Annotated in this window: 31 protein-coding genes; 1 reads left to right on the top strand and 30 read right to left on the bottom strand. The window is 42.8% G+C overall.

Annotation, left to right across the window (positions count from 1 at the left end; all coding sequences use genetic code 11):
* Positions 1-2: 2 nt before the first annotated feature.
* The 29 genes from hemZ to yunB all read right to left on the bottom strand — a co-directional run bounded on the left by hemZ (position 3) and on the right by yunB (position 25,086).
* Positions 3-1,589: a coproporphyrinogen dehydrogenase HemZ gene (gene hemZ / locus BLR65_RS12895; protein ID WP_245692746.1), complete on the bottom strand. Its 1,587-nt coding sequence runs from the start codon at positions 1,587-1,589 to the stop codon at positions 3-5.
* Positions 1,579-2,028, bottom strand: a complete 450-nt coding sequence (locus BLR65_RS12900) for a Fur family transcriptional regulator (protein WP_093794598.1) — start codon at positions 2,026-2,028, stop codon at positions 1,579-1,581. The genes hemZ and BLR65_RS12900 overlap by 11 nt, the downstream gene beginning before the upstream one ends.
* 7 nt (positions 2,029-2,035) lie before the next feature.
* On the bottom strand, positions 2,036-3,100 hold the full coding sequence (locus tag BLR65_RS12905; protein ID WP_245692748.1) for an AI-2E family transporter: 1,065 nt from the start codon (positions 3,098-3,100) through the stop codon (positions 2,036-2,038).
* Entirely contained in the window at positions 3,100-3,726 is a 627-nt protein-coding gene (locus tag BLR65_RS12910; RefSeq protein ID WP_093794599.1) for an MBL fold metallo-hydrolase, read from the bottom strand. Before BLR65_RS12910 ends, BLR65_RS12905 begins: the two co-directional genes overlap by 1 nt.
* Positions 3,727-3,741: 15 nt before the next feature.
* Positions 3,742-4,191: a D-aminoacyl-tRNA deacylase gene (dtd, locus tag BLR65_RS12915; RefSeq protein WP_093794600.1), complete on the bottom strand. Its 450-nt coding sequence runs from the start codon at positions 4,189-4,191 to the stop codon at positions 3,742-3,744.
* Positions 4,192-6,420, bottom strand: a complete 2,229-nt coding sequence (locus tag BLR65_RS12920) for a RelA/SpoT family protein (protein ID WP_093794601.1) — start codon at positions 6,418-6,420, stop codon at positions 4,192-4,194.
* 60 nt (positions 6,421-6,480) lie between these two features.
* Positions 6,481-6,993: an adenine phosphoribosyltransferase gene (locus tag BLR65_RS12925; RefSeq protein WP_093794602.1), complete on the bottom strand. Its 513-nt coding sequence runs from the start codon at positions 6,991-6,993 to the stop codon at positions 6,481-6,483.
* A gap of 16 nt (positions 6,994-7,009) precedes the next feature.
* Complete coding sequence (recJ, locus tag BLR65_RS12930) at positions 7,010-9,064, bottom strand: single-stranded-DNA-specific exonuclease RecJ (RefSeq protein WP_093794603.1); 2,055 nt, start codon at positions 9,062-9,064, stop codon at positions 7,010-7,012.
* Positions 9,065-9,446: 382 nt separating this feature from the next.
* A complete protein-coding gene (locus tag BLR65_RS12935) occupies positions 9,447-9,914 on the bottom strand; it encodes a DUF456 family protein (protein WP_093794604.1) in 468 nt (155 codons plus the stop codon).
* A 44-nt stretch (positions 9,915-9,958) separates the two neighbouring features.
* Positions 9,959-10,987 (bottom strand): hypothetical protein, encoded by a 1,029-nt coding sequence (locus tag BLR65_RS12940; protein WP_093794605.1) that lies wholly within the window; start codon positions 10,985-10,987, stop codon positions 9,959-9,961.
* A gap of 89 nt (positions 10,988-11,076) precedes the next feature.
* Positions 11,077-11,985, bottom strand: a complete 909-nt coding sequence (secF, locus tag BLR65_RS12945; RefSeq protein ID WP_093794606.1) for a protein translocase subunit SecF — start codon at positions 11,983-11,985, stop codon at positions 11,077-11,079.
* An 11-nt stretch (positions 11,986-11,996) separates the two neighbouring features.
* A complete protein-coding gene (gene secD, locus BLR65_RS12950) occupies positions 11,997-13,133 on the bottom strand; it encodes a protein translocase subunit SecD (protein WP_093794677.1) in 1,137 nt (378 codons plus the stop codon).
* 105 nt (positions 13,134-13,238) lie between these two features.
* Entirely contained in the window at positions 13,239-13,922 is a 684-nt protein-coding gene (locus BLR65_RS12955) for an HD domain-containing protein (RefSeq protein ID WP_093794607.1), read from the bottom strand.
* Between the two features lie 97 nt (positions 13,923-14,019).
* Positions 14,020-14,601: a 5-formyltetrahydrofolate cyclo-ligase gene (locus tag BLR65_RS12960; protein WP_093794608.1), complete on the bottom strand. Its 582-nt coding sequence runs from the start codon at positions 14,599-14,601 to the stop codon at positions 14,020-14,022.
* Positions 14,602-14,714: 113 nt separating this feature from the next.
* Complete coding sequence (gene yajC / locus BLR65_RS12965; protein WP_093794609.1) at positions 14,715-15,008, bottom strand: preprotein translocase subunit YajC; 294 nt, start codon at positions 15,006-15,008, stop codon at positions 14,715-14,717.
* A gap of 61 nt (positions 15,009-15,069) precedes the next feature.
* On the bottom strand, positions 15,070-16,179 hold the full coding sequence (gene tgt, locus BLR65_RS12970; protein ID WP_093794610.1) for a tRNA guanosine(34) transglycosylase Tgt: 1,110 nt from the start codon (positions 16,177-16,179) through the stop codon (positions 15,070-15,072).
* 29 nt (positions 16,180-16,208) lie between these two features.
* Positions 16,209-17,228, bottom strand: a complete 1,020-nt coding sequence (gene queA / locus BLR65_RS12975; protein WP_093794611.1) for a tRNA preQ1(34) S-adenosylmethionine ribosyltransferase-isomerase QueA — start codon at positions 17,226-17,228, stop codon at positions 16,209-16,211.
* 19 nt (positions 17,229-17,247) lie between these two features.
* Complete coding sequence (locus BLR65_RS12980; RefSeq protein ID WP_093794612.1) at positions 17,248-18,591, bottom strand: SpoIID/LytB domain-containing protein; 1,344 nt, start codon at positions 18,589-18,591, stop codon at positions 17,248-17,250.
* Positions 18,592-18,619: 28 nt separating this feature from the next.
* On the bottom strand, positions 18,620-18,847 hold the full coding sequence (locus BLR65_RS12985) for a DUF2905 domain-containing protein (RefSeq protein ID WP_093794613.1): 228 nt from the start codon (positions 18,845-18,847) through the stop codon (positions 18,620-18,622).
* On the bottom strand, positions 18,847-19,401 hold the full coding sequence (locus BLR65_RS12990) for an epoxyqueuosine reductase QueH (RefSeq protein WP_093794614.1): 555 nt from the start codon (positions 19,399-19,401) through the stop codon (positions 18,847-18,849). The genes BLR65_RS12985 and BLR65_RS12990 overlap by 1 nt, the downstream gene beginning before the upstream one ends.
* A gap of 10 nt (positions 19,402-19,411) precedes the next feature.
* Positions 19,412-20,434, bottom strand: coding sequence for a Holliday junction branch migration DNA helicase RuvB (gene ruvB / locus BLR65_RS12995; RefSeq protein ID WP_093794615.1), 1,023 nt, complete (start codon positions 20,432-20,434; stop codon positions 19,412-19,414).
* Between the two features lie 18 nt (positions 20,435-20,452).
* Positions 20,453-21,070: a Holliday junction branch migration protein RuvA gene (ruvA, locus tag BLR65_RS13000; protein WP_093794616.1), complete on the bottom strand. Its 618-nt coding sequence runs from the start codon at positions 21,068-21,070 to the stop codon at positions 20,453-20,455.
* Positions 21,054-21,560, bottom strand: a complete 507-nt coding sequence (gene ruvC, locus BLR65_RS13005; RefSeq protein ID WP_093794617.1) for a crossover junction endodeoxyribonuclease RuvC — start codon at positions 21,558-21,560, stop codon at positions 21,054-21,056. The genes ruvA and ruvC overlap by 17 nt, the downstream gene beginning before the upstream one ends.
* Before the next feature lie 84 nt (positions 21,561-21,644).
* Complete coding sequence (locus tag BLR65_RS13010; protein ID WP_093794618.1) at positions 21,645-22,259, bottom strand: BofC C-terminal domain-containing protein; 615 nt, start codon at positions 22,257-22,259, stop codon at positions 21,645-21,647.
* Between the two features lie 184 nt (positions 22,260-22,443).
* On the bottom strand, positions 22,444-23,184 hold the full coding sequence (locus BLR65_RS13015) for a YebC/PmpR family DNA-binding transcriptional regulator (RefSeq protein ID WP_093794619.1): 741 nt from the start codon (positions 23,182-23,184) through the stop codon (positions 22,444-22,446).
* A gap of 74 nt (positions 23,185-23,258) precedes the next feature.
* Positions 23,259-23,540 carry a hypothetical protein gene (locus BLR65_RS13020; protein ID WP_176772741.1) on the bottom strand — a complete coding sequence of 94 codons (282 nt, stop codon included), beginning with the start codon at positions 23,538-23,540 and terminating at the stop codon, positions 23,259-23,261.
* Positions 23,541-23,544: 4 nt separating this feature from the next.
* Positions 23,545-23,925, bottom strand: coding sequence for a 4Fe-4S dicluster domain-containing protein (locus BLR65_RS13025; RefSeq protein WP_093794621.1), 381 nt, complete (start codon positions 23,923-23,925; stop codon positions 23,545-23,547).
* Complete coding sequence (locus BLR65_RS13030) at positions 23,921-24,172, bottom strand: (2Fe-2S) ferredoxin domain-containing protein (protein WP_093794622.1); 252 nt, start codon at positions 24,170-24,172, stop codon at positions 23,921-23,923. Before BLR65_RS13030 ends, BLR65_RS13025 begins: the two co-directional genes overlap by 5 nt.
* 212 nt (positions 24,173-24,384) lie before the next feature.
* On the bottom strand, positions 24,385-25,086 hold the full coding sequence (gene yunB / locus BLR65_RS13035) for a sporulation protein YunB (protein WP_093794623.1): 702 nt from the start codon (positions 25,084-25,086) through the stop codon (positions 24,385-24,387).
* Positions 25,087-25,218: 132 nt separating this feature from the next.
* Between yunB and BLR65_RS13040 the strand changes: the two genes are divergently transcribed.
* A complete protein-coding gene (locus tag BLR65_RS13040; protein ID WP_245692749.1) occupies positions 25,219-25,536 on the top strand; it encodes an alpha/beta-type small acid-soluble spore protein in 318 nt (105 codons plus the stop codon).
* Between the two features lie 117 nt (positions 25,537-25,653).
* On the opposite strand, the gene tyrS is transcribed toward BLR65_RS13040, so the two are convergent.
* Positions 25,654-26,868, bottom strand: a complete 1,215-nt coding sequence (tyrS, locus tag BLR65_RS13045; RefSeq protein WP_093794624.1) for a tyrosine--tRNA ligase — start codon at positions 26,866-26,868, stop codon at positions 25,654-25,656.
* Positions 26,869-26,883: the final 15 nt, after the last annotated feature.

Genomic DNA, 26,883 nt, shown 5'->3' on the forward strand with positions numbered 1-26,883 from the left:
CTTTAATCCTCCTCATGGTCGCCATACAATCTTGAAAGCAGTGTATTTCTTTCGTTCAAATATATATCTAAATTTTTTATGTAGGAAAAAACATCTTTGGCGTTATACGAACTTTGCAACCGCCAATTTTGAGTATTTACCGCCTTGGTTCCCGCTGCCGGGCCAATACCGATAATAGTTTGCCTTTCTTCCATAATTTGAATATTATAAAAGCAATCGGTTGCCGGTTTGGCATAACCGACATTTTCAAGATTACCTGTCATATATTTCTGACGGTACAAATAGTAAGGATGCATATTCATTTTGGCAGTATAGGCAGCCGCAATTTTCAACATAGAATGAGTTATTTCCTCATTAGGCAACACTTGTCCTGCCAGTATGCCTGCACTCAATGACTCCTTCAGGATAGAGCCACGTTTCAAAGCTAGCGTATGAACCGTAATGTTCTCCGGATTAAGCAAAGCAATTTGCCGCATGGTATCATCCATATCAGCCTGATTCTCTCCCGGCAATCCGGCAATAACATCCATATTGATGACAGGAACCCCTGCATGGCGAATTTTAGCGAATATATCTATTATATCCTGAACTGTATGCCGCCGTCCAATCTGTTTTAATGTTTTATCCTGCATTGTCTGCGGATTTATACTTGCTCTGTTAATTCCATATTGACGGAACACATCAATTTTTTCATCATCAATACTGTCAGGCCTGCCAGCCTCAACAGTAAATTCCCGGGTCGTTATCCCCCAAAAAGCCTTCTTTATTAACGCCAATAAACCGGCCAAGTCGGTTGCCGTCAGGCTTGTAGGCGTTCCACCGCCCATATAGATATTTTCAACCGCCAAGTCAAACTTGGCAACCAAATTTGCTGCACTCTCTATATCTTTCATAATTGCCCGCAAAAAAGTATCAAGCTGTTCCCGGCGTTCCGGCAAAACATAAGCAGGAAATGAGCAGTATAAGCATCTTGATGGACAATAAGGTATACCAATGTAGACGCTTACCTTTTTATTTCCTGTATTTTTGCCCGGAGTTGCAATGACCGGCCGCTGGTGGATAGCAATATGCGTAACTAGTTCCGCTTTACAGGTCTCCGCCGCATACTCTTTTTCAAGCCTTGTGATAATTTCAGAAGGGCTAAAGCCCTGATCAAGTAATCGATGAACAATTTTCGTTGGACGGACACCCCGGAGAATCCCCCACGGACCGGGATTTGATTTTGTTATCGTCCGCATTAAGGCTAGTACATTAAGCCGCACTAAACGCCGTATAAGTCCTGTCAGATCTTCGGCTTCATCGCATTTAGCATGTTCACTGGATATAAGTCGATATTCACAGGCAGTCAACTGGTTTCGGTTGTTCTTGGAATCACAAAAATCGATGGTTACTTTAACCTCTACCTTATCTTGTTCACACTGAACCGCACAGGCTACAAGCAAACTGCCAGCCTCTAATTCGCTTACCTTAATTGACCCCGGAAAGTCCGCAGCGGCGACCTTAAACAAAGCCATGGTATCACGTACCGCAGCCAGAACATCAACAGTTGTACCCATGTTAGGAGCAAGTACGAAATTATCAAACTTCACTTTTATTTCGGCACTCCTGACAATATCCATAAAACTTTACTTGATGATCAATAATCGTAAAATTACTATTTTTAGCGATCATATTTTCAAGATCTTCAAGTAAGTCATCGGCAAATTCGATTACCTTGCCGCAAGTAAGACAAATGAGATGATGATGATGATGAGGGGAAGTGTTTTCATTGAGTTCATAACGGCTGCGGCCATCACCAAAATCCATTTTTTGCAATACATCTAACTCACTTAATAACTCAAGCGTACGATATACTGTCGCTAAACCAATATCGCTGGATTGTTGCCGTACGATGTTGTGCACATCTTCAGCGCTTAAGTGTTTACCACGGTTATCAATAAACACCTGTAAAATAATCTGACGCTGCGGCGTAAGCTTATAATCCCGTTCTCTAAATTTCTGGCGCAAACTAGATAAATCAAAATTCATAAAAATCTCACCTGTCTTTTTTATCATCATCAAGGTACCAAAGGTGGCGAAGCAGCACTTTCAAAAGCGCGGCAACAGGTACGGCTAAAATCATACCTGGAATACCATATAATTGACCGCCAATCAACAAACTGATAATGATCAGTGTGGGATGCAAGTCTATTGTATGCCCCATAATATTAGGGACAACTATGTGGTTTTCGATTTGATGAATGATTATGTAAAAAGCAGCTACTTTTGTTGCCAGTATCGGTGACACCAAATAAGCAAGCATGAGGGCGGGAATGGCTCCAATAATCGGGCCAATAATCGGAATCGTCTCGGTGAGGGTAGCTAACAGCCCTAAAACCAATGGATAATCTACTCTTAGGAAGTACATGCCGCTAAACACTAAAAGCCCCATGATTACACTGATCAGCACTTGACCCCTAATATAGTTACTGACGACTATGGCCATCTCTTCAATGACATTGACTACCTTCACTTCTAACGTTGGCGGAAAAAGAGCGATGAATTCATCCTTGAGGTTTTTCCAATCCTTCAGAAAATAGTAAGCCAGCACAGGAACAATTACCAATTCCACGATTTGGGTTGCAAATGCCAATACTGTGTTTAGCGCATTACGCGTCAAACTTACAGCATAAGACGCCGCTTCCCCCAGTCCGTTGACAATGAGTTGGCGAACATTGTCCGGTACCTGAGCTAAATTGGCTTGCTGCTCAATCAACAGCGTCAAATCTCTAATTTTAATTATAAGTCTAGGCAAATCAACAACAAATTTATTAAATTCATTAATAAACGGCAGCAGAACAAATGTCGTCACAAGGGTAAGAAGCAGGCCCGCTAATAGAAAAACCAGCAGAATAGCGATCCCTCTCGGCAAATGATGTCTCCGTGCCCCCAAAGGTATGTCCACAATAGCGTTCACAAAAGGATTTAGGACAAAAGCCACAATGACAGCTGCAATAATAGGCAAATAGATCGGGGTGATTTGACTAAGCATATACAGGGCTAAAACTAAAATGACAATTTTAATCAATACAGCAGGAGATTTGATCATCATTCTATCCATTATTGAATAAACGGATTCCGCTTACGTTCCCAGCCGATACTGGTTTCTGGCCCATGCCCCGGCAAAACTTTAATATCATCATCCAAAATCAGCAATTTGTTTTTTATGCCATTAATGAGTTGACTGGAAGATCCTCCCGGAAAATCAGTCCGGCCAATCGATTCCGCAAATAAGGTGTCACCGGCGAAAAGCACCTTTTCTGCATCAGCCAAAAGGCATATACCGCCGGGCGTGTGTCCGGGCGTATGCAAAACTTTAAAATCAATATTGCCGATAGATATCATATCGCCATCATTAAGCAAACGATCAGGTGGCTGGCAAACAAATCCTCCACCAATATACATGGAAAGATTAAGCTGCGCACTTGTCAACATACCGGCATCTTCATAATGAATTAAAACCTTGGCACCAGTGGCCTGTTGAATCGCATCATTAGCACCAATATGATCGGCGTGACCATGCGTATTAATGATATACTCTACTTTAAGTTTAGCCTTATTAATCTCTGCCAGTATGGCTTCCGGGCTTCCTCCCGGATCAATTACCCCTGCCTGTAAGGTTTTCTCGCAATAGGCGATATAGCAATTTGTTCCAAGCTGGCCTACTCCCAAATGAATTATTTTCACCTAATCACACTCCTATTAAAATAGCCGTTTACTGTCAAGCAATATAGTTACCGGTCCATGATTAGTCAACCGCACAATCATTTCAGTCTGAAACTGTCCGCAAAATACATGTATCCCCATGTTGCGGCATAATTGTACAAAAGTCTCATATAATGCCATGGCATTTTGCGGTGGAGCGGCCGTATCAAAACTTGGACGGCGTCCCTTGCGGCAATCACCATATAAAGTAAACTGGGATACTACCAGTAATTCACCATTTATGTCTTTTAGAGATAAATTCATTTTTCCCGCTTCATCAGGAAAAATTCGTAAATTTACAATTTTTTCCGCAAGATACTTCGCATCTTGCTCAGTATCATCTTGTCCGACTCCTAAAAATATCGTCAAGCCTGCTTGAATACTGGATATTTCCTGCTGATCTACTGTAACGCTGGCACAGTCGGATAATTGAACAACAGCACGCAATTAGACTCCTCCTAAGGTTTGGGTGGTACGACGTACAGTATAAACATCCTGGATCTTACGCATTTTGTTCATTATATGCTCCAGTTGACTGAGATTGGCAATATCGATATCCATAGTAATATTGGCAGTCTTATTTTTTTGCACCCGAGCATTTAGAGAACCCACGTTAATTTTTGCATCTGCTGCCACCATCATAATATCTGACAATAAGTTATGCCGATCCGTTCCGGTGATTTCAATAGATACTCGATAAAGCATGTCCCCGGGAATATCCCAGTTAACCTCAATCATGCGTTCGTACTCTTCAGAATTATTCAGGATATTGGGGCAATCGGCACGGTGTACCGACACCCCCCGTCCCCTGGTAATATAACCGACGATAACATCACCGGGCAATGGATTGCAGCAACGTGCCAGTCTGACCATAAGACCTGACTCACCCTTTACTAAGATGCCATGACTGGTTTTTTTCTTGGGACGTTTGGGTTTAAGCTCAGCCAACATAGCAGAAACATCAGGTGGTGTCGTACTTTTCAGCTCTTTTTTATGAGCTTCAATCAGTTTAGTCATCACTCCGTGCAACGTTACCCCACCGTAACCCAAACCTTCATACAAATCGTCTTCGCTGGAAATATTTAATTTTTTGGCAACCTCGCTTAGCCGGTCACCCTTTACAAGCTCACGCCACTCATAGCCGAGTCTCTTACTTTCACGTTCAATCATTTCCCGGCCTTTGGCGATATTTTCCTCGCGTTTTTCTTTTTTAAACCAGCCACGGATTTTATTACGGGTTTCTGATGATCCAACAACATTCAGCCAGTCACGGCTTGGACCATTTCCCTGTTTAGTTGTAATTATTTCCACTATATCGCCATTGGCAAGCTTATATTCTAATGGCACAATTTTTCCGTTAACTTTAGCGCCCACACACCGGTGACCGACATCAGTATGAATCCGATAAGCAAAATCAATGGGAATCGACCCGGCAGGCAAATCAATGACATCACCCCGGGGGGTAAACACAAACACCTCATCGGCGAAAACGTCCATTTTTACGGTCTCAATAAATTCGCGCGGGTCCCGTAAATCACGGTGCCACTCCAATAGTTGCCTAAGCCAGGCTAGTTTTTGGTCAGTGTCTTTATGGATCCCTTTATTGCCTTCCTTATAGCGCCAGTGAGCAGCAATACCATATTCCGAAATCCGGTGCATGTCCAAGGTACGAATCTGGATTTCCAGCGGTTGTCCGGATTGCCCGATAACAGTAGTGTGCAAAGACTGATAACCGTTAGATTTAGGCATAGCGATATAATCCTTGAATCTACCAGGTAATGGCTTCCACAACGTATGTACAACACCCAAAGCACCATAACAGTCTTTTACTGAATCAACAACAATCCGGATAGCAGACAAATCATAAATTTCGCTGACATCTTGTTTGTGATTTTTTTTCATTTTTTTATAAATACTGTAAAAGTGTTTGGGGCGCCCCTGAATTTCAGCGGCTATGCCGACAGCCTCAAGCCGTTCTGCCATCAGCGCTATCGCATCAGTAATTATTTTTTCACGTTCTTTACGTTTTTGTTTTACCTGTTCGACCAGTTTATAATATTTTTCCGGTTCTAAAAACCGGAAGGAGAGATCCTCTAATTCCCATTTTATATTGGAAATTCCCAACCGGTGTGCCAAAGGGGCAAATATTTCTAACGTTTCCCGGGATATTTCCGCTTGCTTGTACGGTGCCATATACTTGAGAGTTCGCATATTATGCAATCTGTCCGCAAGTTTTATCAGTACCACCCTGATATCTTTGGCCATCGCCAAAAACATCTTGCGATAGTTTTCTAATTGCTGCTCTTCTTTGGATTTATACTCAATTCGGTTTAATTTAGTAACCCCGTCAACAAGCATAGCGATTTCTTTACCAAACTCTTTTTCTAATACCTCAAGGGTAACTTCTGTATCTTCCACCACATCATGAAGTAAACTGGCACTGATCGTTACCGCATCAATTTGCAAATCCGCTAATATAGCAGCAATCTCCACCGGATGACAAATATACTCTTCCCCAGATACCCTAAGTTGACCATCATGGGCATTACGAGCAAATTGATAGGCTCTGTCAACTAATTGTAAAGGCGCATCAGGCTGATATGTTTTAATTTTGGCCATTATATCTGCAATTGTTAGTTCCTTTTTCGCTGTTTCCTGCACATCGCTGTTACCCATGATTCACCCTCTTTACACTGTCGCTGCTACAAAATAGGTTACATGTTATAGTTTAGCTGATTAATACTCGACCAGGGATGTAATATCATAACCTGCTATTACCTGGCGTCCGTTTAAAAAAGACAACTCAATTAAAAAAGCCAAGCCAATGACCCTACCACCTAACTGCTCAACCATGTTAACTGTCGCCCTCGTTGTTCCACCTGTCGCTAACAAATCATCCACAATCAGCACCCGGCTTCCCGCTTCAATGGCATCTTTATGAATTTCCAAGGCATCTTTGCCATATTCTAAGGAGTACTCGTATTTTATTGTTTCGGCTGGCAATTTACCGGGCTTACGGATGGGCACAAATCCTGCCTCCAACACATACGCAACCGGAGCCCCGATAGCAAAGCCACGTGCCTCAGGTCCGATAACTATATCAATATTTTTATCCTTATACGGTGCTGCCAGCATATCAATAGCCAAACGAAATGCCTTGCCGTCTTTTAACAGCGTTGTAATATCCTTAAACTGTATACCCTGTTGCGGAAAATCAGGTATATTTCGAATTTTTTCCCGTAAATTCATAATAAACCTCCTCAAGCTAAATATTTTCAGCCAAGTACTCAGCACGCATTTTTAAGCAGTTCCGAAAAGTAGGCGAATCCATTAGATCCAGTTTTTTAGTTGGTGCAGGAGTAAGCTGAATGGTAATCTCATCTCTTTCTTGGTTTTCTTTGGTTGTTATTAAGTGCAATTCCCTTAAAATAGTTAAAACCGTTTCAAGGACTTTTACCGATATAACAGTATGATAGTTGTCGGAAATTTTATCCATGATATTTTTCAGAAAAAAATTATACTGTCCTGATTGATTACTTTGTTTTAGGAGTAAATATACTTGCACAATGCAATCGCGATCAGGCGCAATTTGATTTAGCGCAGCTTGCGTCTGACTAGTAAGTGATTGTCGTATATCCTGAGCGACCAATTGCAAATTTTTTTGTCCCTGCCACTCATTAAATTTAGGCACAAATGCTAAATCAATATTTTCGTCGCAGGTAAGGTTGTTGGACAATTCCCCCATGTTCCAGGCAATTACATCCTTCACCCCATTGTTTTTTAGTTTGAGTTTCAGATGGCGGCTCTGCTGCCCGATACATCTTTTTTCCCCCAGGGCTACGTCCCGGCAGGCAAATACCGGGCTTGGATTACCGAAGCCATATGGTTCCAGGCAGGCCATTTGTTCAACAAAGGGAGCGCCAATTTCCTCCAGACATATCACAGAATCAATAGTAAGGACAGGTACATAATCTGTTGCCGACAGGGTACTCGCCGCAAGATCATTCAATCGCTGACGCAACGCCTGTATATTTTCCGCTGGTACCACTAGACCCGCGGCCTGACGATGACCACCGAACTGGGTTAACAGATCAGAGCAATGATTTAGCGCCATATATATGTCAAAGGCAGGTATGCTGCGGCAAGACCCTTTGCCTATTCCATCACACAGACTAATCATAATTACCGGTTTATAATATTTGTCCACCAGCCTAGAAGCCACAATACCAATGACGCCCGAATGCCATTCTTCCCCGGCTAATACCAATACTTTAGTTGTATGTAAATCAATTGCTTCTAATTGTTTTTCCGCTTTAGCCAAAATCATTTTTTCAATATTTTGCCGGGCTAAATTCTCCTCATTCAACAACTGTGCCAGTTCCTGGGCACGCTGATAGTCATTGGTTATTAACAATTCTACCCCTGCGGTGGCTTGACTGACACGTCCTACAGCGTTAAGACGCGGCGCAATAACAAAACCAATATTGCCACTATCAATGGCCTTATTAGCTAAACCGCATATTGCCAACAAGGCTTTTAAGCCTAAATTCTCCGTCATGGGCAACCGTTTCAGACCGGCTTTCACCAAAGCCCGATTTTCTCCGGTGAGTGGCACAATATCAGCCACTGTGCCAATAGCCACAATATCCAGATAGTCAAAAAATTGGCCTTCAGCTCCATGGTAATGCTGCCATAAGCCTTGGCATAATTTAAAAGCAACGCCAACTCCCGCCAAATTTTTATCCGGACATAAACATCCTGGCTGTTTAGGATTAATGATTGCCAGAGCCCCAGGCAGTTCGGCAGGGGGCTGATGATGGTCGGTTATAATGACATCAAGCTGCCCGAGCACTGCCGCAATTTCCTTTACAGCACTAATACCACAGTCAACGGTAATAACAAGTTTTGTTCCCGCATGTATAAGGCTATTTAACGCAGTTGAATTTAGCCCGTATCCTTCACTCTGCCTGTCAGGTATATAAAATTCAATATTTGCGCCAAACCTCTTCATTGTTTTATAAAGAACGGCACAGGCGGTAATGCCATCTACATCATAATCCCCGTAAATTGTAATTTTCTCCTGTCTCTCAACAGCCTGGGCAATTCGTGCAACAGCCTTTTTCATCCCTTTTAATAAATAGGGATCAATCATATTTTTCGTATCGGCATAGAGAAATTCATACGCTGCCTGTTCGCTAGTAATACCGCGATTGATTAATACCTGTGCAATATATCTTGAGATATTAAGTTTCCGGCTAAGCTCATTTGCCAGTTCGCGTTTAGCCGGAAACAATCTCCATGTTTTTTTCAGTCTTGCCATAATAAAGATTACAGCCCTCCGTAACGACGTACTAGATAATTGTAGTATACAGTTCAAATTTTTGCAACTTTACCCGGAATTATCCTCATTTATCCTATTTTTTCTAAATATATTTGCCCTATGATCGTTAAATAATCGCTAAAGACATATCTGAATATTATTCTCGCAAAAAGATCAAGATTCCTTTAAAATGGAACAATATCCTCGAATAAACTTACAAATATAAGAAAAGACTTGGCTTGTGCCAAGTCCATCAGGACGCCGGCAGAAATCGCCTGTACCCCTTTAGGGGGTATAGGCGTTCTTACTTATTATCAGAAAGATTAACCTTTCTGATAATATAACAAAAACAGGCCAATGCCTGTAAAAATAGCAATACCTGTTATAGAAAAATAGACATGTGGATAATGACAATCATAATAAACCCGCACATGAATCGGAAAACAGCAACTCCTGCTAATCGCAGCAGTACTTGAATAACAGTATCACTCTGTGGAATAAATGTCTTACCGGCAATCATTTCCCACACCACAAAGCCCAGATTAGCACCAAGCAATAAATCACATACCAGCATACCGCCTAAATGACAGACCGCACTGTTAACACTAAACTCACGTGTAACTGGAAATTTGGCAAGCCAATAACTCTGTAATATTCTTCCACCCAGCTCACTTACTATTGAAATGAAGAGTAATAAACCGACAGACCGGGAAGAAAAACTAACAAATTCAGTTGCCGTACCATAAAAAGCAACTGCCAGTAAAATAAGCAGGGTACCAGGTAGCTTAACTGAAACCGTACAAAAAAGCCCGATCATCATCAACAATGTGGTTAAAAATTCAACTAACAAACGTACTTTACCCCGTTTCACTTAATATAAACTTATTAATGTTGTTATTGTGACTGGTTATCTTCCTGTTTATGTAAAAAGTAAGCAACACACCCAATAAAAAAAATCATAAAAAGACCTGTAGCGCTCATAATCATGAGAAGAAACTCTAAGTGGATAAAACTGCCGCACCACACCAATAATCCTGCCAGTAACAAGGCTGACTTAAAATTGGACTTTGTAACTATACTGAGCTGTTTGGCGTTGACCAACATGGCTGGAACCATTGTATTCACTAAAATACATAGCAATACACTATTAAAACCGGCAGCAAGCCATGAACAAAACATTCGATTGGCAACCATGGACAGAGGCATAAATCCATAAGCTCCGGTAATAAGAACTATATGGGCTAAAAATAAGGTAAACAATCCTTCAAAACATTTTGCCAGTATTACAAGATACACTCCGGCACAATTTTTATTGGAAAGATAGGTGCCCGCTTCTACTACCAGTGCCGACCGCATGCCGCCCGCATTATAACCAATAAGCGCAAGTACCAGCGGCCAGCTGATAGGCTGTAAAGAAAACAGGTTATCAAGCTCAAAAACCGGGACGGTAGAAAATAACATCACCGCCATGATGCCTGTTGCCGGGATGAGCAATAAAGCAAGATAATTGGATATCCTAAGAAATTCCTGACCATAGCCGGCAGATAATGCACAACATAAAAATACACAAACCGGAACACTCCAACTATATGGTATCCCAGCCAGATTTTGCAATAGATGGCCTGCAAAATAACCACCGGTTAATGCACTGGCCGGCAGTGACACGGCCAATACAACCACCGCCAGCAGTAATTTGCCGCGTGATCCAAACAGTCGTTTAACTACGGTTGTCAGTTCGCGCCCGCTCTTTACACCGATCCATGCCGACACCCCTGCTACAGCGGAGCCAAATATCATATAAGCCAGGAACACTGTAGGGTAAATTCCCTTACCGATCAATGAAGCCATTGCCGGAACAACAGCTACGTTATCACCGGCAATGTGAACAATCGCCAGTGATAATGCCGGTAGAATAACTCCCATGTCATCGCCCCCCTGCTTGCTTATATGATATTGCCATAGTAGCTTAATTGTGCAAAAAAGCCTGAAGCAGTTTTGCTTCAGGCTAAAAATTATTTGGCACCTTTGATTCGTTGTTCTGTGCGACGTTTCTCGTCATGTTCCCGCCATGTAACCCAAATTTGGCTGGCGTTAAATATCGATGAATAAGCACCGCTGGCAAAACCAATCAGCAAAGCCAGCGAAAAGTTCTTGGTTGTCTCCCCGCCAAATACATACAGGGCGACAGTTGCAAAAGCTACTGTGAGTACGGTGTATATCGAACGGGTCATCGTCTGCCAGATACTGCGATTGACAAGTTCGGCAAGACCTTCGCTCTTCTTATATGTTTTTAAATTTTCTCTAATCCGGTCAAATATAACGATCGTATCGTTAATCGAATAACCGACAATCGTCAATAATGCGGCTACAAAAGTAGCGTCAATTTCCTTTTGGAGTATAGAGAATATACCAAGAACAACGAATATATCATGTACAAGGGCGGCAATGCCAGCAATCGCGAAACGATATTCAAACCGATAAGTGATGTAAGCAATCATCAGCACCCAGGATACTAATAATGCCCAAATTGCCTGCCTGGTCAATTCGGCCCCAATCACGGCACCGACCTTTTCAACTCTTAAAACGTCAAAACTTCCTAGTTTAGTTTCAAAACCCTTGAGCACATCACGGCGTTCATCTTCGTTAAGCACATGGGTCCGGATAAATACATTATTTGAGCGATCTCCCTGAGCGGTCAAAGCTAACTGAATGGTACTGCCTTCCAACTGATAATCTTTAAGTACGTCTCTAATCTCGCCTACCGCCACCGGCTGGGCAAACTTCAGATCGATGAGCGTACCGCCAGTAAAGTCAATTCCTAAATTAAACCCTTGTGTCGCCATGGATATGATGCCGGGGATTAGGACGAGCGCTGAGAGTAAAAACCACCAATAGCGTTTACCAACAATATCAAATTTCATGTTTTTCCCCCCTAAGCCCCGAACAGCTTGCTGTGTTTAAACACGTTAGCCTGTATCAACATTTTGAGCATAAAGCGTGTCACCGTAATGGCAGTAAACATACTTAAAACGATCCCTAATGCTAAAGTAACGGCAAAACCTTTAACCGTGCCTGTTCCCAGGAAAAACAGGACAGCCGCGGCAATCAGGGTTGTTATATTGGAATCAAAGATAGTGGCAAAAGCCCTGCTAAAACCGGCATCCATCGCCGCCCGCAAGGTTTTGCCGTTCCGGTATTCTTCTTTAAAGCGTTCAAAGATAAGCACATTGGCATCAACCGCCATACCCATTGACAGAATAATACCGGCAATGCCCGGCAGTGTCAATGTAGCATTAAGCATTTTTAAACTGAACAGCAACAGCAGCACAAATAAAATCAAGGCAATATTGGCAATAAAACCGGGAACGCGGTAAAAAAGCAACATAAAAACAACAATAGCAGCAATGCCAAGCGTAAAAGCCTGCATGCTTTTGGCCTTGGAATCTTCCCCCAGGGTCGGTCCAACCGTTCTTGTTTCCAGAACATCAAGCTTCACCGGCAAAGCACCGGATCTAAGCAGGATGGCCAGCCGCTCAGCTTCCTCCATCGACCGGTTGCCGGTAATTACCGCTTTGCCATTGGGGATTGGTTCATTGACTACCGGATTTGTTAACATTTGCTTATCCAACAGTATGCCAATATGCTTACCGACACTTCTGGCAGTCAGATCGGCGAATTTTTTAGCGCCTTCACTGGTAAATTCAAGAGCGACCAGTTTTTGACCGCCTTGATCCGCTTGCGCTCTGGCATCTTTTAAATCTTTCCCTGTCAAGACAACAGCGCCGCTTTCGTCCTGAAACTCCATTAACGCTGTTCTTCCAAGCATCTCAATCGCCTTTTCAGGATCCTTTACACCCGGCAGTTCGACAATGACCCGCCGTTCTCCCTGGCGTTGGACAATTGGCTCTGTAAGCCCTAACTCATTGATACGTCGTTCGAGAATACTAACTACCCGCTGCATCGCATCATCATTAACCTGGGTCTCAGCAGTATCGGAAGCCTCCAGAACGACATGGGTTCCCCCCTGCAAATCGAGTCCCTGTTTAATGGATAATGCCAGCGGTCTCATGTAAAAGCCGGCAACAACGAGAATTGCTAACACGACCACCAAAAATTTGGTGAAATTATCCCACCTCAAGAATTTGTCCCCCAATCTTGAATATACGTTTTATGGCTATAGTAAGTCATAATTATTAATTGCCAGTTTAAATTGACAATTTAAAAATTCGGCTGCACGCCGACACATAACCATGCGCAGTAAAAAAATCTCAAAATATTCCATGACAGGACAAATTTTAGTATCAATCGTAACGGAAAGCGTTACCGTACGCGATACCTTATCAACCAGTAATTTGCTGCATTCCGCGGCATAATTTACCCTGTCATGGATTTCAAACTTGGCAAAATCACGATTCGTTACCCGTGCGCGGTGCACATCTGATTTATCGGCTAAAATCAGTGCCGCAGCTACATGATTAACAGCATTGCCTCGCTCTTCCTCATGATTGCCGATGGCTGATATTACTAAGGCAACCTCTTCCGGTGGCATCCCCATCCGAGTCAAAATGTTAAAAACCATAACGGCCCCGGAACCTCCGTGATTATAGCGGTTAATCATATTGGCAATATCGTGCAGATAGCCGGCTATCGCCGCCAATTCACAATCCCGTGCCGGATAATTGAGTTCCTGCAAAACCTTATAAGCTAACGCCGAAACAATTCCGGCATGTCTAAGTCCATGTTCGGTAAAACCAAGATTACCAAGATATTGGGTACTGCGGGTTAAATAAACGTTCACTTCGTGATCTGCTTTAATTTGTGCGATAGTGATTGGTTGTTCAATAGCAGCTACTGACATCGGGCTAATCCTCCGTTTTTCAAAATTAGCCTTTACCCGTCTAGCAGCTATATCATTTGACAGCGTAAAGGCAAAATGTAACTATTTACATTTTCCCTTACCTGCGCGTAAATATGCCTTCTTCAGTAACTAAATAATTGACTGGCCGGTCATGTTCGTCAGTCGGTACTTTCTCAAGGATTTGTGCAGCCCAGGCCGCGCCGATCAGTTCGGCTTTAGTGGCTTTCGGCAAAAACCGGTCATAATAGCCGGCGCCCATCCCCAGACGTCTGCCCGCTTTATCGAAAGCCACGCCGGGAACAATAATAAGATCCAGTTCACGCGGTTCCAAAAGCTTCAAAGTTGCCGGATTAGGAGTTAGAAGATTAAATTGACCTACCACCAGGTCATCAAGATTTTTGATAACAGCCGCGTCCATTAGCCCCCGCGTCGCATGCATAAATGGTACACAGAGTGTTTTGCCTGCAGCCAGCGCGTGGGATATCACTTTATCCAGATGAGGTTCATCAGGCATTGCCAGATAAAGCATAATATTTTTCGCTGCCTGATAAACCGGCCAAGTGCGTATATGTTCAGCGAGTCTGGAACTGCCGGCAGCAACTGCCTCCTTGCTCATTGACCGCCGAACAGCCAAAATATTCTTACGCAATTCTTGTTTGGCGTCTTTATTGACCTCCATGATGGTTCCCCTCCTTACAATTCATTCTTATCGATCAATCACGGCAAAGCCGCCTGTACCTCACCAGGGTATAGGCGGTTTGAGCATTGCGTATAGTCTGAGCAGTTGACTAATTAATCTTTCTGCTGATTTTGATTATGGCTGACAGCAGAACGGGCTACGGTAACTTCTACTTTATCGGCAATTCTAAGGGTAACGGTTTTTTCATTTAATGCTGTAATCGTTCCGTACATTCCGCCAATGGTAACAATTTTTTCGCCTTTTTTCAAGTTATCCAAAAGTTGTTGGCGGCGCTGTTGTTCTTTCTTTTGCGGACGGTACAGTAAAAAATAAAAAATTACGCCCATTAATACAATTGGCCATGAAGCCTGAATCATTTGCATTATTTCGGGTGAAAGCTCTGGCATCTATTGATCACCTCCTGTTGTCATAGCAGTATATTCCACATTTTTACCGCAATTCCTCTTATTATTTACGGTAATGAGCCCAAAACTCCTCTTGGAAAGCTAAAAAACGGTCTTCAAGAATAGAGTTTCGCATTTCCCGCATAAAGTTTAGTAAAAAATGAAGATTGTGAGTAGTCGTCAAACGCAGCCCGAAAATTTCTTCCGTTTTCAGTAAATGCCGAATATAAGCCCGGGAAAAATTCTTGCAGGCGTAACAACCACATTCCGGATCAATAGGACGAAAATCACGGGCAAATTCGGCGTTTTTAACAACAAGGCGCCCATGAGTAGTCATGACCGTTCCATTGCGGGCAACCCTTGTCGGAAAAACGCAATCAAACATGTCAATACCGCGCATAACACCTTCCACGAGACAATCGGGCGTACCCACCCCCATTAAATAGCGCGGTTTGTTTTCAGGTAATAAGGGCACTGTATGTTCCAGCATTTCATACATAAGCGTCTTAGGTTCACCCACACTGAGACCGCCGATCGCATAACCTGGAAAATCCAAAGAAACAAGATCTTTTGCACTCATGGCTCTAAGATCTTTGTACATGCCACCTTGAACAATACCAAACAAGGCCTGGTCGTTGCGGGTGTGGGCCTCTCGACAGCGTTCAGCCCACCGGGTCGTCCGTTCGGTTGATTCACGGGCATATTCATGATCAGCAGGAAAGGGAACACACTCATCAAACGCCATAATAATATCAGAGCCTAAGGCCATTTGCACTTCTGTGGCTTTTTCAGGCGATAAAAAATGCTTAGAACCGTCAATATGTGACCGGAAAGTGACTCCGTCCTCCGTAATTTTGCGCAGCGGCCCCAGGCTGAAAACCTGAAAGCCACCACTATCTGTCAAAATTCCGCGGTCCCACTGCATAAACTTATGAAGGCCCCCGGCCTCTGCCACTAAATCATGACCTGGGCGTAAATATAAATGGTACGTATTACTTAATATGATACCTGCTCCCATGGCTTTAAGTTCATCAGGCGACATAGCTTTAACGGTAGCCTGTGTGCCTACAGGCATAAAAATAGGCGTATCAAATACACCATGTGGCGTGTATAACCGCCCTGCCCGCGCGCCTGTTTTTGAGCAGCGTTTAATAAGTTCGTATGTAACAGCCAAAAAACTGCACCTCCATCAGTGAAACATAATTAACGAATAAACATGGCATCGCCAAAACTAAAAAAACGATAGCGCTTATTGACGGCTTCCTGGTAGGCATTAAAAATATGTTTCCTACTGGCCAAAGCACTAACAAGCATTAACAGTGTGGATTTGGGAAGATGAAAATTAGTAATAAGCGCCTTGACAATTTTGAAATCATAGCCAGGATAAATAAATATTTCCGTCCAACCGCTTTTAGCTTCCAAACGCCCACTAGCACCCGCCGTTTCCAAAGTGCGTACCGCCGTCGTTCCTACCGCAATGACCCGGTTGCCGGCAGCCAATGTTTGATTAACAATCGCTGCGGTCTCCTCAGGTACCGAATAGTGCTCGCGATGCATAACGTGTTCAGAAATGTTTTCCACTGATACAGGCCGAAATGTCCCTAAACCGACATGCAAAGTCACAAATGTAAGATTAATTCCCATTTGTTTAATAGTATTCATAAGTTCCCGGGTAAAATGAAGACCTGCGGTCGGCGCCGCTGCCGAGCCCCTTTCCCGGGCGTAAACAGTCTGATAGCGTTCTTTATCTGCTAATTTTGCTTTAATATAGGGCGGCAAAGGAGTTTCACCCAAAATATCAAGAATTTCTTCGAAAACTCCCTGATAACTAAACCGCACTACCCGTCCGCCAAAATCAGTATCGCGCAAAACCTCACAACGTAAGGCATCGCTAAATTCAATGATCGTTCCCGGTCTAGCTTTTTTTCCCGGTTTCACCAGTACTTCCCATTCATCTTTCATCGTACGATTTAACAGAAACACTTCCACTTTGCCGCCTGTTTCCGGTTTAAAACCCAATAACCGGGCTGGAATTACCCGGGTATCATTAAAAACCAGGGTATCCCCTGGTTGTAAATATTGTGGCAAATTATAAAACTTGCTATGCTCAATATGCCCATTTTGCCGGTCAAGCACCAGCAAGCGTGAATGGTCACGCGGCTCAACCGGTTGTTGGGCTATTAGTTCTTCCGGTAAGTAGTAATCAAAATCTGAAACCAGCATGTAACTCCCTCATTATGGCCTAGTAGGCTTTTTTTATTTCTACCCCTTGGTAGTAGTGTTTCAAAATAGCTTTAAAATATTCCGGATTTCCACTTTGCTCCTTTTCCGCCATCGCTTTAGCTCCCCATTGGGAAAGCCCTAAACCATGACCCCAGCCATAACCGGCAATAACGATATAATCACCGGGTTCACTGCTGCTAACGGAACGAATATTGGGATTTTCTTTGGGAATTAACGGTAAGGTAATCTGCGGCTTTCTTTCCGTTTTTCCATTATGGGCATAAACGGGCATAGCAAACTGCTTAATTTCATTGGCAATCACGTCAACATCAAATAGTGTACTTTTTAAATCCAATATACTTCTTAATTTTACTCCCGATACCTGCGCACTGCCGTTTGTACCCACAAGCTCAAGACTCTTGACCCTTCCTGAAACCCCCCGGTCAGGGCTAGTAATCGGTGGCGTAGTAAGCGGTGACAGTTCTATCGCCTGCAAACTTCCAACATTGTAGCCTGCATTAGTAATAATTTGATTAAATTCCGCAACTGTTAACCTTTTTTCCCATTTAAAATACGGACAGCTTTGATCGAAATCAGTTACGCCACGAAGATAAGGTTGCGGCGAAGACCAGACATTTTCGCTATTTTCGGTATAACCGCCTGAACTGCTGTGAAAATAGGCTGTAATTAATTTGCCGTTGTAGGTAATGACCAATCCTCTTGTTGCGTCTACGGCTTCCCGTGCTCGCGGGACCTCACTCTCTCGTCCGCCGTATACCTGACAGTCGGTAGTTGCACACACATCAAAGCCATCGGCCTTATGCTTATTATAATTAGCCAAGGCATAGGTTCGCGCCGCAACTGCCTGTGCTTTAACTGCCTCCATTGGCCAATCAGGAGATATTTCATTCTTGATGATTCCATATAAATACTGTTCAATAGGCAGGGTATTAACTACCGTTATTCCTGCCTTGCCAGCAGTTGGATGAATGCTGATATCTCCCCGGTACCGGTGTTTATTTACGTAAATATGCTGTTCAACGTAGAACAATAAATCGTCTTTTTTCTGAACAACGGTTAACCCGGCAGCCGCTACCGGCACACCGTTAATCACAAAGCCACCGGTATCCTTGGCAGCAATGGTTACTCCGTCATAGGCTCGAAAACTTCTCAATATCTCAGCCGTTCCGGAATTGACAATGTCAAAATTAGCGTCAGATGAAATCTGTATACTGGGTTGATTGGTTAATATCCCCACACGAAGGATTGGCTCGTTTAAAACTCCCTCACTTACGTCAAGTGCCTGGGCATTTCCGGCTAAAGGAAATACCAAAAAAACAACCAGCAATAACCATTTTAACATATGTTTATCTACTCCGCCTATCTCGGCATTATTTTCTTGAAAATAGGTTCAAAATTACCGTTAAAATTATACTCAGAATTATTGATGTAACAATCGGAAAATGAAAACTAAAAGTGCTGCGTTCGATATGAATATCACCCGGCAGTCTGCCCAAGCTAAGAAATTTGCCACCAAAATGGAATAAAGCCCCGGTTATCAGTAAAACTAAACCAAAAAACATAAGCATCTTTCCTAGTGAATCAAAGCCTCCGGGCATTATTTTTGCTCCTTTCGCGGTTTATAGTAACGGTCCCTTTCACTAAAAACACAGCCACAATAAGGCTGCCTGTACATTTCAAGCTCACGGCTGATCTTGACCCCTTCCTGCCAGCCTGGCCGAAAATCCATATAGCAAAACTGAACTCCTTCGGCTTCAGCTGCTTTTTCGGCAGCTGCTTTTATCAAATCATGCTGTTGGTAAGGACTAACCAGCAAAGTAGTACTGAAGCAGTCATAACCTTGTTCCTTGGCATAACGTGCCGTTTGACGCATTCGTAGATCATAACAATGAATGCAGCGTCCCCCCGGAGTATGTAATGCTTGTTGTAAAAACTCTTCCAATGTGTAGCTATCATCGATGATCAAATTATTAAAACCAATTTTCTCTGCAAAAATTTTAAGCGTATCTAAGCGTCTCATAAATTCCTTATAGGGATGAATGTTGGGATTAAAAAAATAGCCGGTTACCTCATATTGCGGATACGTTTCCCGTAAATGTTTTACAGGAAAAATGGAGCACGGCCCGCAACACACATGCAACAGCAAACGCATAACGAATCACCTACCACAATTTTTCTTGATTAATGGATTTGCCTTCATAAGGAATATTAAGATGTGCATAGGCGGCGGGAGTTGCTATCCGTCCGCGCGGGGTTCTGGCGATAAAACCCATTTGCAGGAGAAACGGCTCATATACATCTTCAATCGTCTCAGTTTCTTCACTGATTGCCGCCGCCAGCGTATCCAGGCCCACCGGTCCGCCATTAAACTTTTTAATAATCGCAGCCAACATATTCCGGTCGGTTTTATCCAGGCCGCGCTTGTCTACTTCTAAAAGTTCCAGTGCCTTATCCGCTAAAGCATCCGTAATGATCCCGTCGGCCGTCACCTGGGCAAAGTCGCGTACCCGCTTTAACAAACGGTTGGCAATTCGTGGCGTACCCCGTGAACGTCTGGCAATTTCCCGCGCACCGCGCGGTTCAATGTTTACTTGCAATATTTCAGCAGCCCGGTTCACTATACATTCTAAATGCTCGGGTTCGTAGTACTCTAAACGGCAAATAACTCCAAATCTGTCCCGCAGCGGCGCCGCCAGCGCGCCCGCTTTGGTTGTCGCGCCAATAAGCGTAAACTTTGGTAAATCCAGACGTATGGAACGGGCAGACGGACCTTTGCCGATAATAATGTCAAGCGCATAGTCCTCCATCGCCGAATATAAGACTTCTTCAACCGCCCGCGACAGGCGATGGATTTCATCAATAAACAGCACATCTTTCTCACCCAAATTTGTCAGCAATGATGCCAAATCTCCCGGGCGCTCAATGGCCGGACCTGATGTAATTCTAAAGTTGACACCAAGTTCATTGGCAACAATACCGGCTAAGGTAGTTTTACCTAACCCCGGCGGACCATATAACAATACATGATCAAGCGCTTCATTCCTCGCCAGTGCAGCCTGTATAAATATCGAAAGATTGTTTTTTACTTGATCTTGTCCAATATATTGGGCTAGCCGCCGCGGCCGCAAACTGAACTGCCAGGAATCTACATCCTGTTCGTCCGGCCCCACAACACGTTCTTCCACTAATTTGTTACCTCCCAATTACCTCCGGCCAAACTCCTTTAACGTTAGTTTAATTAACTGTTCTAATGATATCTCAGATTTATCTTCACGCTCATATATTCTCTTAATAACCGGTGTTATCTCCGCATGATTATAGCCTAACGATATAAGGGCCTGTACGGCTTCTTGCAGGATATCCCCCGGCAAACTGATATCAGCAATTGGCTGTCCCGCAGCACCGGCTGCGCCCTCTTTCCCCATACCTATTTTATCTTTTAATTCTAGGATCATTCTTTCCGCTGTTTTCTTGCCAATACCCGGTAATTTTGTCAGGATAGCCGCGTTATTAGTACTAATTGCCGAGCGGAAGTTTTGCGGCGTAATGGCAGATAAAACACCGGCAGCTACTTTAGGACCAATGCCGGATACAGAAATAAGACGTAAAAAAAGTTCATACTCTTCTTGCGTATAAAATCCATGTAAAGTGATTGCATCTTCACGGACATTTAAATAGGTAAACAAAATAGCCTGTTGACCTATCACCAGCTTTTGCCTGGTAGAATTGGGTATAAATACCCGATAGCCTACTCCCTGCACATCAATGAAACAATAATCCGTAAATAAATGGGTAACAACACCCTTAACATAACCTATCATTGGTTATCCTCATCCTATTTATACTTTCACAGTGTATGGTAGCGATAGCCACGGCCAACGCGTCGGCAGCGTCGTCAGGATGCGGCTTTGTTCGCAAATTCAATAATCTTTGCGTCATATAGATAACTTGTTCTTTAGTAGCTTTGCCATACCCGGTTACCGCCTGCTTTACCTGTAGTGGCGTAAACTCGGCAATAGCCAGTTCATTTTGAGCTGCCGCCAGCAGCACAACACCTCTGGCTTGTCCTACAGCCATAACAGTACGTACATTCTTGTTCATAAACAACTGCTCAACACCCATAATATCCGGCTGATACTCTTTAATCAGCCTATTGAGTTCCTGATGGATTTTCTTTAGCCGCATGGCCGGCTCCATATCAGGCGTTGTCTCAATCACACCATAAATAACAGGATTTAATCTGCTTCCTTGCGTCTCGACCACACCATACCCGCAGATTGCGGTGCCAGGGTCAATTCCTAATGCTAACATCTGCTGCCCCCTTTTTTAATAACATTCGACAGCCGTTATTTATATTCCTGTTAAAATAAAGCAAAAAGAGAGGTTCCCCTCTCTTTAACGTGCCTGCATTCCTTCTAGTGTTCTTAACAACTCCTCTTTGGACTGTACAACCAAACCTTGGTGTAATTCTTGTAGATCCTGAGGTGCTAAATGATTAACCGGTATTTTCGTTACTTCCTTTACCAGGGCTTTAGGACCGGGTATTCCATAAAACACGGCGACGTAACCATCTTTGATACCAATAAACATATTATTGGCATGTTCCCTGCATAAACTGTCAACCGTCAATGACATTTCTACTTCTTTTGTATCAAACTTTTCAATATTCCAGCCTGAATAGACTTTTTGCAGTTGATAATAATTAAGTCCAACTAAATTATCTGGCGGCTTTGCGCGGAATATCTCCTGGTCGTTGCATTTAGTATAGCTGATTTTTTGCACTAGATCCGTTTCAGGCGAAATCTTTATTTTCCCATCCTGCTTTACAACTTCACTATTTTGCTGTAGAAAGGGCAGTTTTAATTCCGGATTCACTAGTAAGGAATAATACGTGATGCCTAACAACAATAAAATTAGACCACCAATGAATACAGGCTTGCCAAGTATTGCTCGAATGTACGTCTTCGCCTGATGCGATAAAGAAAATTTAGCAATAAATTTTGATAACATAATGAAACACTCCTTTCTTTAGTGTTGTCACTATTTTTACCAAATAATACAAGCTTTATTCGTAATATCCCAACAGTCGGTCATAATTTAACGCATATTTTATCATAAAAATAAAAACCTCCCGCCATTTTAGCAGAAAGGTTTAAAGCATATCTATCATTTTATTGAACGTATGTTAGATTTTCTACTCTTCTTCATCCTCTTCAGGCATGTCAAAATTGGTATACACTTCCTGAATATCATCAAGGTCTTCCAGTGCTTCCAAAAGTTTCATCATTTTTTCGGACTCATCACCAGCCAGACTGGTCATAGTTTCAGGCACCATTGTAATCCGGGAAACTATTGTTTTAATGTTGTTTTTTTCCAAGGCTTCTTGCACCTGTTCAAAATCATCCGGCTGAGTTGTGATTTCATACTCATCGTCCGCTGCTTCAAAATCCTCCGCACCGGCGTCAAGTGACAAAAGCATCAGGTCTTCTTCGGCAATCTCGTCCTGTTCAACAACAAATACGCCCTTTTGCTTAAACATCCAGGAAACACAGCCTGTTTCTCCCAGATTACCGCCGTATTTAGAAAATAAATGTCTTACATCGGCGGCAGTTCTGTTCCGGTTGTCCGTCATGGCGTCCACCATGATGGCGACTCCGCCTGGGCCGTATCCCTCGTATTTTATTTCTTCATAACTATTGCCGTCCAATGCTCCCGAGCCTTTTTGAATAGCCCGTTGGATATTTTCTTTGGGTATATTATTTTCTCTTGCTTTTTGCAAGGCCAATTTTAACCGCATGTTGCCGGTTGGGTCCGGGCCGCCCATTCTTACTGCGACAGTTATCTCACGGCTGATTTTGGTAGTAATTTTGCCACGAATCGCATCTACCTTACCTTTTTTGTGCTTAATATTAGCCCATTTTGAATGTCCCGACATGTAAATACTCCTCTCCGCAATGTGGATCGCCAATATTGTATCACAATAGCAAAGAATTGGCAAAGCCGAAATTTTTACACCCATTCAATAATAACTTCTTTCCCTTTAGATTGTAAGGTAGTTTTCAATTTATTTAGCACCTGTGCTTTAATATTCATCTGCATAGGGAAACTTGGATTTTGATGAGCCGGATTAATTGCAAGTCCGGCAATAATCTTTATCGTATCCGCGTTACTCAACATTTTAGCCAGCAAAGTAGCACCGTCTTGTTTCCGGGAACTGCGCAATTTTTTCAGTTCTGCTAACCGGTCAACAGCGGCATTTAAGGTCAAGACTCCCTCAGTAACCAAATCCACGCCGTCAAGATAAGCAATAATTGCCGTATACCTGAGAAACAATATCGGCGGCTTCGGCAGTTTCCAGAACAGTAGCAATCCCGGCACCTGTTAGGCAATCCACCAAACTCTCCCATGAATATTCCGGAAATGCCGCTACATAAGAAGGAGCTAAACTCATTATCACTTGCCTACCAGTGTTAATTGCCTGTATTACTTCATGCATTTGCCAGTCTATTTCTTTGGCCTGTTGCGGACATTCCAACACGCACCTGCCGCAAAGAATACACCTTTCCTCAATCACACGGGCATGGCCCTTGTCGATCCCAATTGCTTTAACAGGACATGAGCGCACACATCGAAAACAATCCTGGCAATTTACCTTGCGAGTTACAATCGTACTAATTGTGTTTACCCCCTAACACTTTCTCTACAAAAATGCCATGAACTTTTTCTTTGGCTACATTAGTGATCATCTCATCGTTTAATTTAATAACCACGCCTTCTGTACACCGACCCTGACAAAAATTCCCCTCAATGTCAATCTCACTTTGAATCTGATATTTGTCGATTAATGCCTTAAAGGCATTCAAAACACTATAAGCCCCCCGTAAATGACAAGCACTTCCAAAGCAAATCGATAACTTCAGCATAATCGCACCTCTTTTGTGAATATTTTCACTTTATTTGTTGCTCTATATCACGATTATTTTACCCCATAAACATATCCTAAGCAACTTCCAAAATTAGTTCAGGTAAAAACTATGAGAAAGAAAAAGGCCACAGTAGAAGCACAGCTTACTGTGGCCTTAATTCAAATTATTCCGATTATGCAATATGTAAGTAATTGGTTACTTTAATACAGTTAGGTGTTAGTCTTAGCAGCATCCGTACTATTATTCGTTCCGTTAAACAATTCGCCATCGAGCGGAAACGGAATTTGAACATACGTGTTGGGCACTTCACCAACCACAACGTATTCCGCGATGGGTACCTGAGTATTAACACTAACACTTTGGCTTACCAGTGGAACTACAATGCGAATTTGTGTAGTAGCCGCCAAGTAAACCATATGCCTGGTTTGGTTAATTCCAGCCTGTTCAAATTTATCTATGACTTTTACTTGAACTGTACCCATAGGAATAATCGTAACTGTAATTTTGGGTCCCATACTAGCCAACATTTGACTCCCCAAAACCTGCCCAATTGGAATATTAATTTTTTCCTCTGTCACTTCTTCTAAAGCCTCTTGTACCTTCATGGTAGTATCGGCTGCCAGCCGGTTAAATTCCATGGTATTGGGCTGAATAAGCACGACCCTCCCGTGTTCATCCAACGTAACATTGACCAACATTTTCGGATCAACCGTAAGACTGACTCTCGTATTGATTACATTATTAATAGCTTCAGTGGCAATTAATGTTGCCTTGGTTTCAGCTATCGCCATGAGAGTAGGTTTCAAATGCGTTTCGATCCGCCAGAATATAAAAACCATAAAAAATAGCAAAACAACTAACACAATTGGAAAGAGTGGCAATACACGTCGGCGCCGCACTGAAAACCGCATCTTTTCCCCTCCTCCACCACTCCTACACTACTCTTATATATATGGCGAAAGTCGGCTATAAGTTACTAAATATATGCATTGATCATAATTGAAATTGCGGAAATACTAAGAAAAATTATGGAGGTGTTGACTATGGACAATTTAAAAGAACTCAAATTACGTATTGCCAATGAGACTCTTGGTCAGGAGATGAAGAAAAAAGTAAGCGACGCCAATTACGAAGCGATTCTTGATGAAAAAAAGATGGAGGTTGCCGAGGACTTAGGTCTTAAAGAAAAAATTGAGAATGTTGGTTGGAAGAATATGACAACAAAAGAAGTTGGTCAAATTGGCGGCAAAACTGGAGGTCAAATGGTAAAAAATTTGATAGCGGCGGCAGAGGCACAAATGGCCCCTGTGGATGATGATACACTTCATAATGCCAAGAAACATCTGGAAGGTAAACAGTGAAAATAAAAATAGGGTCGCAGCTGCGACCCTGTTTTTATTTTCACTGCTTTTATACACGTAATTTTGAAGATATAGTAGACGTGCTTGCATAGACATTTGGTATTGTCCAAGGTTTTCTCACATGGTAATACGATGATAATGCTTTTTGCCTTTACGGATAATGAGACTATTATTATCAAAGAGATCGAGAGTCAACAGAAGGTCCGGATCAGTTACCTTAGCATCACCAATATAAAGTCCGCCCTGCTGAATCAGCCGCCGCCCCTCGCTTTTAGAAGCAATGATGCCCGCACCTGCAAGAATATCAAGCAATCTGGATCCAAGTGAATCAGCAGTTATCGAGACAGTTGGCACATTATCAAAATTTCCATTGCCGCCAAACAGTGCTTCTGCAGCCTGTCTTGCTTTTTCCGCTTCTTTCTGGCCGTGAATTAATTTCGTCACCTCAAAGGCTAACGTTTTTTTGGCGACATTAATTTCTTTATCCTGAAGGGCACCTAACCGCCTAACCTCACCCATAGGTAAAAAGGTAAGCAAGGCCAGACATTTTTCTACATCCTGATCGTCAACATTGCGCCAGTATTGGTAAAAATCGTAAGGTGAAGTTTTTTCGGCATCCAGCCATAAGGCACCTTTTTCTGTTTTACCCATTTTTCGTCCATCACTCGTAGTTAATAAGGTAAAAGTTAGGCCGTAAGCCGGCTTACTTTCCTTGCGCCGGATAAGATCGGCGCCAGCCAGTATGTTAGACCACTGGTCATCGCCTCCCATTTGCATGATACAATTGCACCGACGATTAAGCTCCAGAAAATCATAGCCCTGCATCAGCATGTAGTTAAATTCTAAAAAAGATAAGCCTTTTTCTAGTCTTTGTTTAAAGCATTCTGCCGTCAACATGCGATTAACGGAAAAGTGCACGCCAATATCCCGAAGAAACTCTATATAATTTAGTCCTAATAACCAATCAGCATTATTGAGCATTAAGGCCTTGCCATCCGCAAAGTCTATAAACCGCTGCATCTGTTTTTTAAAGCGTTCACCATTATGCCGGATATCTTCTAATGTTAACATTTTTCTCATGTCCGCTTTGCCGGAAGGATCTCCTACCATGGCCGTCCCGCCACCAATGAGACAAATAGGACGGTGCCCGGCTCGCTGCATATGAGCCATTACCATCATTCCCAGAAAATGTCCGACATGCAGGCTGTCAGCTGTAGGATCAAAACCGATATAAAAGGTAATTTTTTCTTTGGCCAATAGTTCCGCGATCTCTTCTTCATGCGTTAACTGTTGAACAAATCCCCGTTCTTTGAGAATATCTAATACAGACATAATTAAATCCTCCTT

It is taken from the genome of Sporomusa acidovorans (genome assembly GCF_900101845.1).
Lineage (GTDB): Bacteria > Bacillota > Negativicutes > Sporomusales > Sporomusaceae > Sporomusa > Sporomusa acidovorans.

Coding starts and splice junctions, on each gene's coding strand:
- tyrS (WP_093794624.1), bottom strand. CDS start 26,868: ATGTCTGTATTAGATATTCTCAAAGAACGGGGATTTGTTCAACAGTTA.
- BLR65_RS12940 (WP_093794605.1), bottom strand. CDS start 10,987: ATGGGAGTTATTCTACCGGCATTATCACTGGCGATTGTTCACATTGCC.
- secF (WP_093794606.1), bottom strand. CDS start 11,985: ATGAAATTTGATATTGTTGGTAAACGCTATTGGTGGTTTTTACTCTCA.
- ruvA (WP_093794616.1), bottom strand. CDS start 21,070: ATGATAGGTTATGTTAAGGGTGTTGTTACCCATTTATTTACGGATTAT.
- BLR65_RS12990 (WP_093794614.1), bottom strand. CDS start 19,401: ATGCGTTTGCTGTTGCATGTGTGTTGCGGGCCGTGCTCCATTTTTCCT.
- yajC (WP_093794609.1), bottom strand. CDS start 15,008: ATGCCAGAGCTTTCACCCGAAATAATGCAAATGATTCAGGCTTCATGG.
- BLR65_RS13010 (WP_093794618.1), bottom strand. CDS start 22,259: ATGTTATCAAAATTTATTGCTAAATTTTCTTTATCGCATCAGGCGAAG.
- BLR65_RS13040 (WP_245692749.1), top strand. CDS start 25,219: ATGGACAATTTAAAAGAACTCAAATTACGTATTGCCAATGAGACTCTT.
- BLR65_RS12900 (WP_093794598.1), bottom strand. CDS start 2,028: ATGAATTTTGATTTATCTAGTTTGCGCCAGAAATTTAGAGAACGGGAT.
- BLR65_RS13030 (WP_093794622.1), bottom strand. CDS start 24,172: ATGCTGAAGTTATCGATTTGCTTTGGAAGTGCTTGTCATTTACGGGGG.
- yunB (WP_093794623.1), bottom strand. CDS start 25,086: ATGCGGTTTTCAGTGCGGCGCCGACGTGTATTGCCACTCTTTCCAATT.
- queA (WP_093794611.1), bottom strand. CDS start 17,228: ATGCTGGTTTCAGATTTTGATTACTACTTACCGGAAGAACTAATAGCC.
- BLR65_RS13015 (WP_093794619.1), bottom strand. CDS start 23,184: ATGTCGGGACATTCAAAATGGGCTAATATTAAGCACAAAAAAGGTAAG.
- BLR65_RS12955 (WP_093794607.1), bottom strand. CDS start 13,922: ATGTCAGTAGCTGCTATTGAACAACCAATCACTATCGCACAAATTAAA.
- BLR65_RS12960 (WP_093794608.1), bottom strand. CDS start 14,601: ATGGAGGTCAATAAAGACGCCAAACAAGAATTGCGTAAGAATATTTTG.
- secD (WP_093794677.1), bottom strand. CDS start 13,133: ATGAGACCGCTGGCATTATCCATTAAACAGGGACTCGATTTGCAGGGG.
- BLR65_RS12905 (WP_245692748.1), bottom strand. CDS start 3,100: ATGGATAGAATGATGATCAAATCTCCTGCTGTATTGATTAAAATTGTC.
- recJ (WP_093794603.1), bottom strand. CDS start 9,064: ATGGCAAGACTGAAAAAAACATGGAGATTGTTTCCGGCTAAACGCGAA.
- ruvC (WP_093794617.1), bottom strand. CDS start 21,560: ATGTTAGCATTAGGAATTGACCCTGGCACCGCAATCTGCGGGTATGGT.
- BLR65_RS12985 (WP_093794613.1), bottom strand. CDS start 18,847: ATGCCCGGAGGCTTTGATTCACTAGGAAAGATGCTTATGTTTTTTGGT.
- BLR65_RS12980 (WP_093794612.1), bottom strand. CDS start 18,591: ATGTTAAAATGGTTATTGCTGGTTGTTTTTTTGGTATTTCCTTTAGCC.
- BLR65_RS12920 (WP_093794601.1), bottom strand. CDS start 6,420: ATGGGTAACAGCGATGTGCAGGAAACAGCGAAAAAGGAACTAACAATT.
- BLR65_RS12925 (WP_093794602.1), bottom strand. CDS start 6,993: ATGAATTTACGGGAAAAAATTCGAAATATACCTGATTTTCCGCAACAG.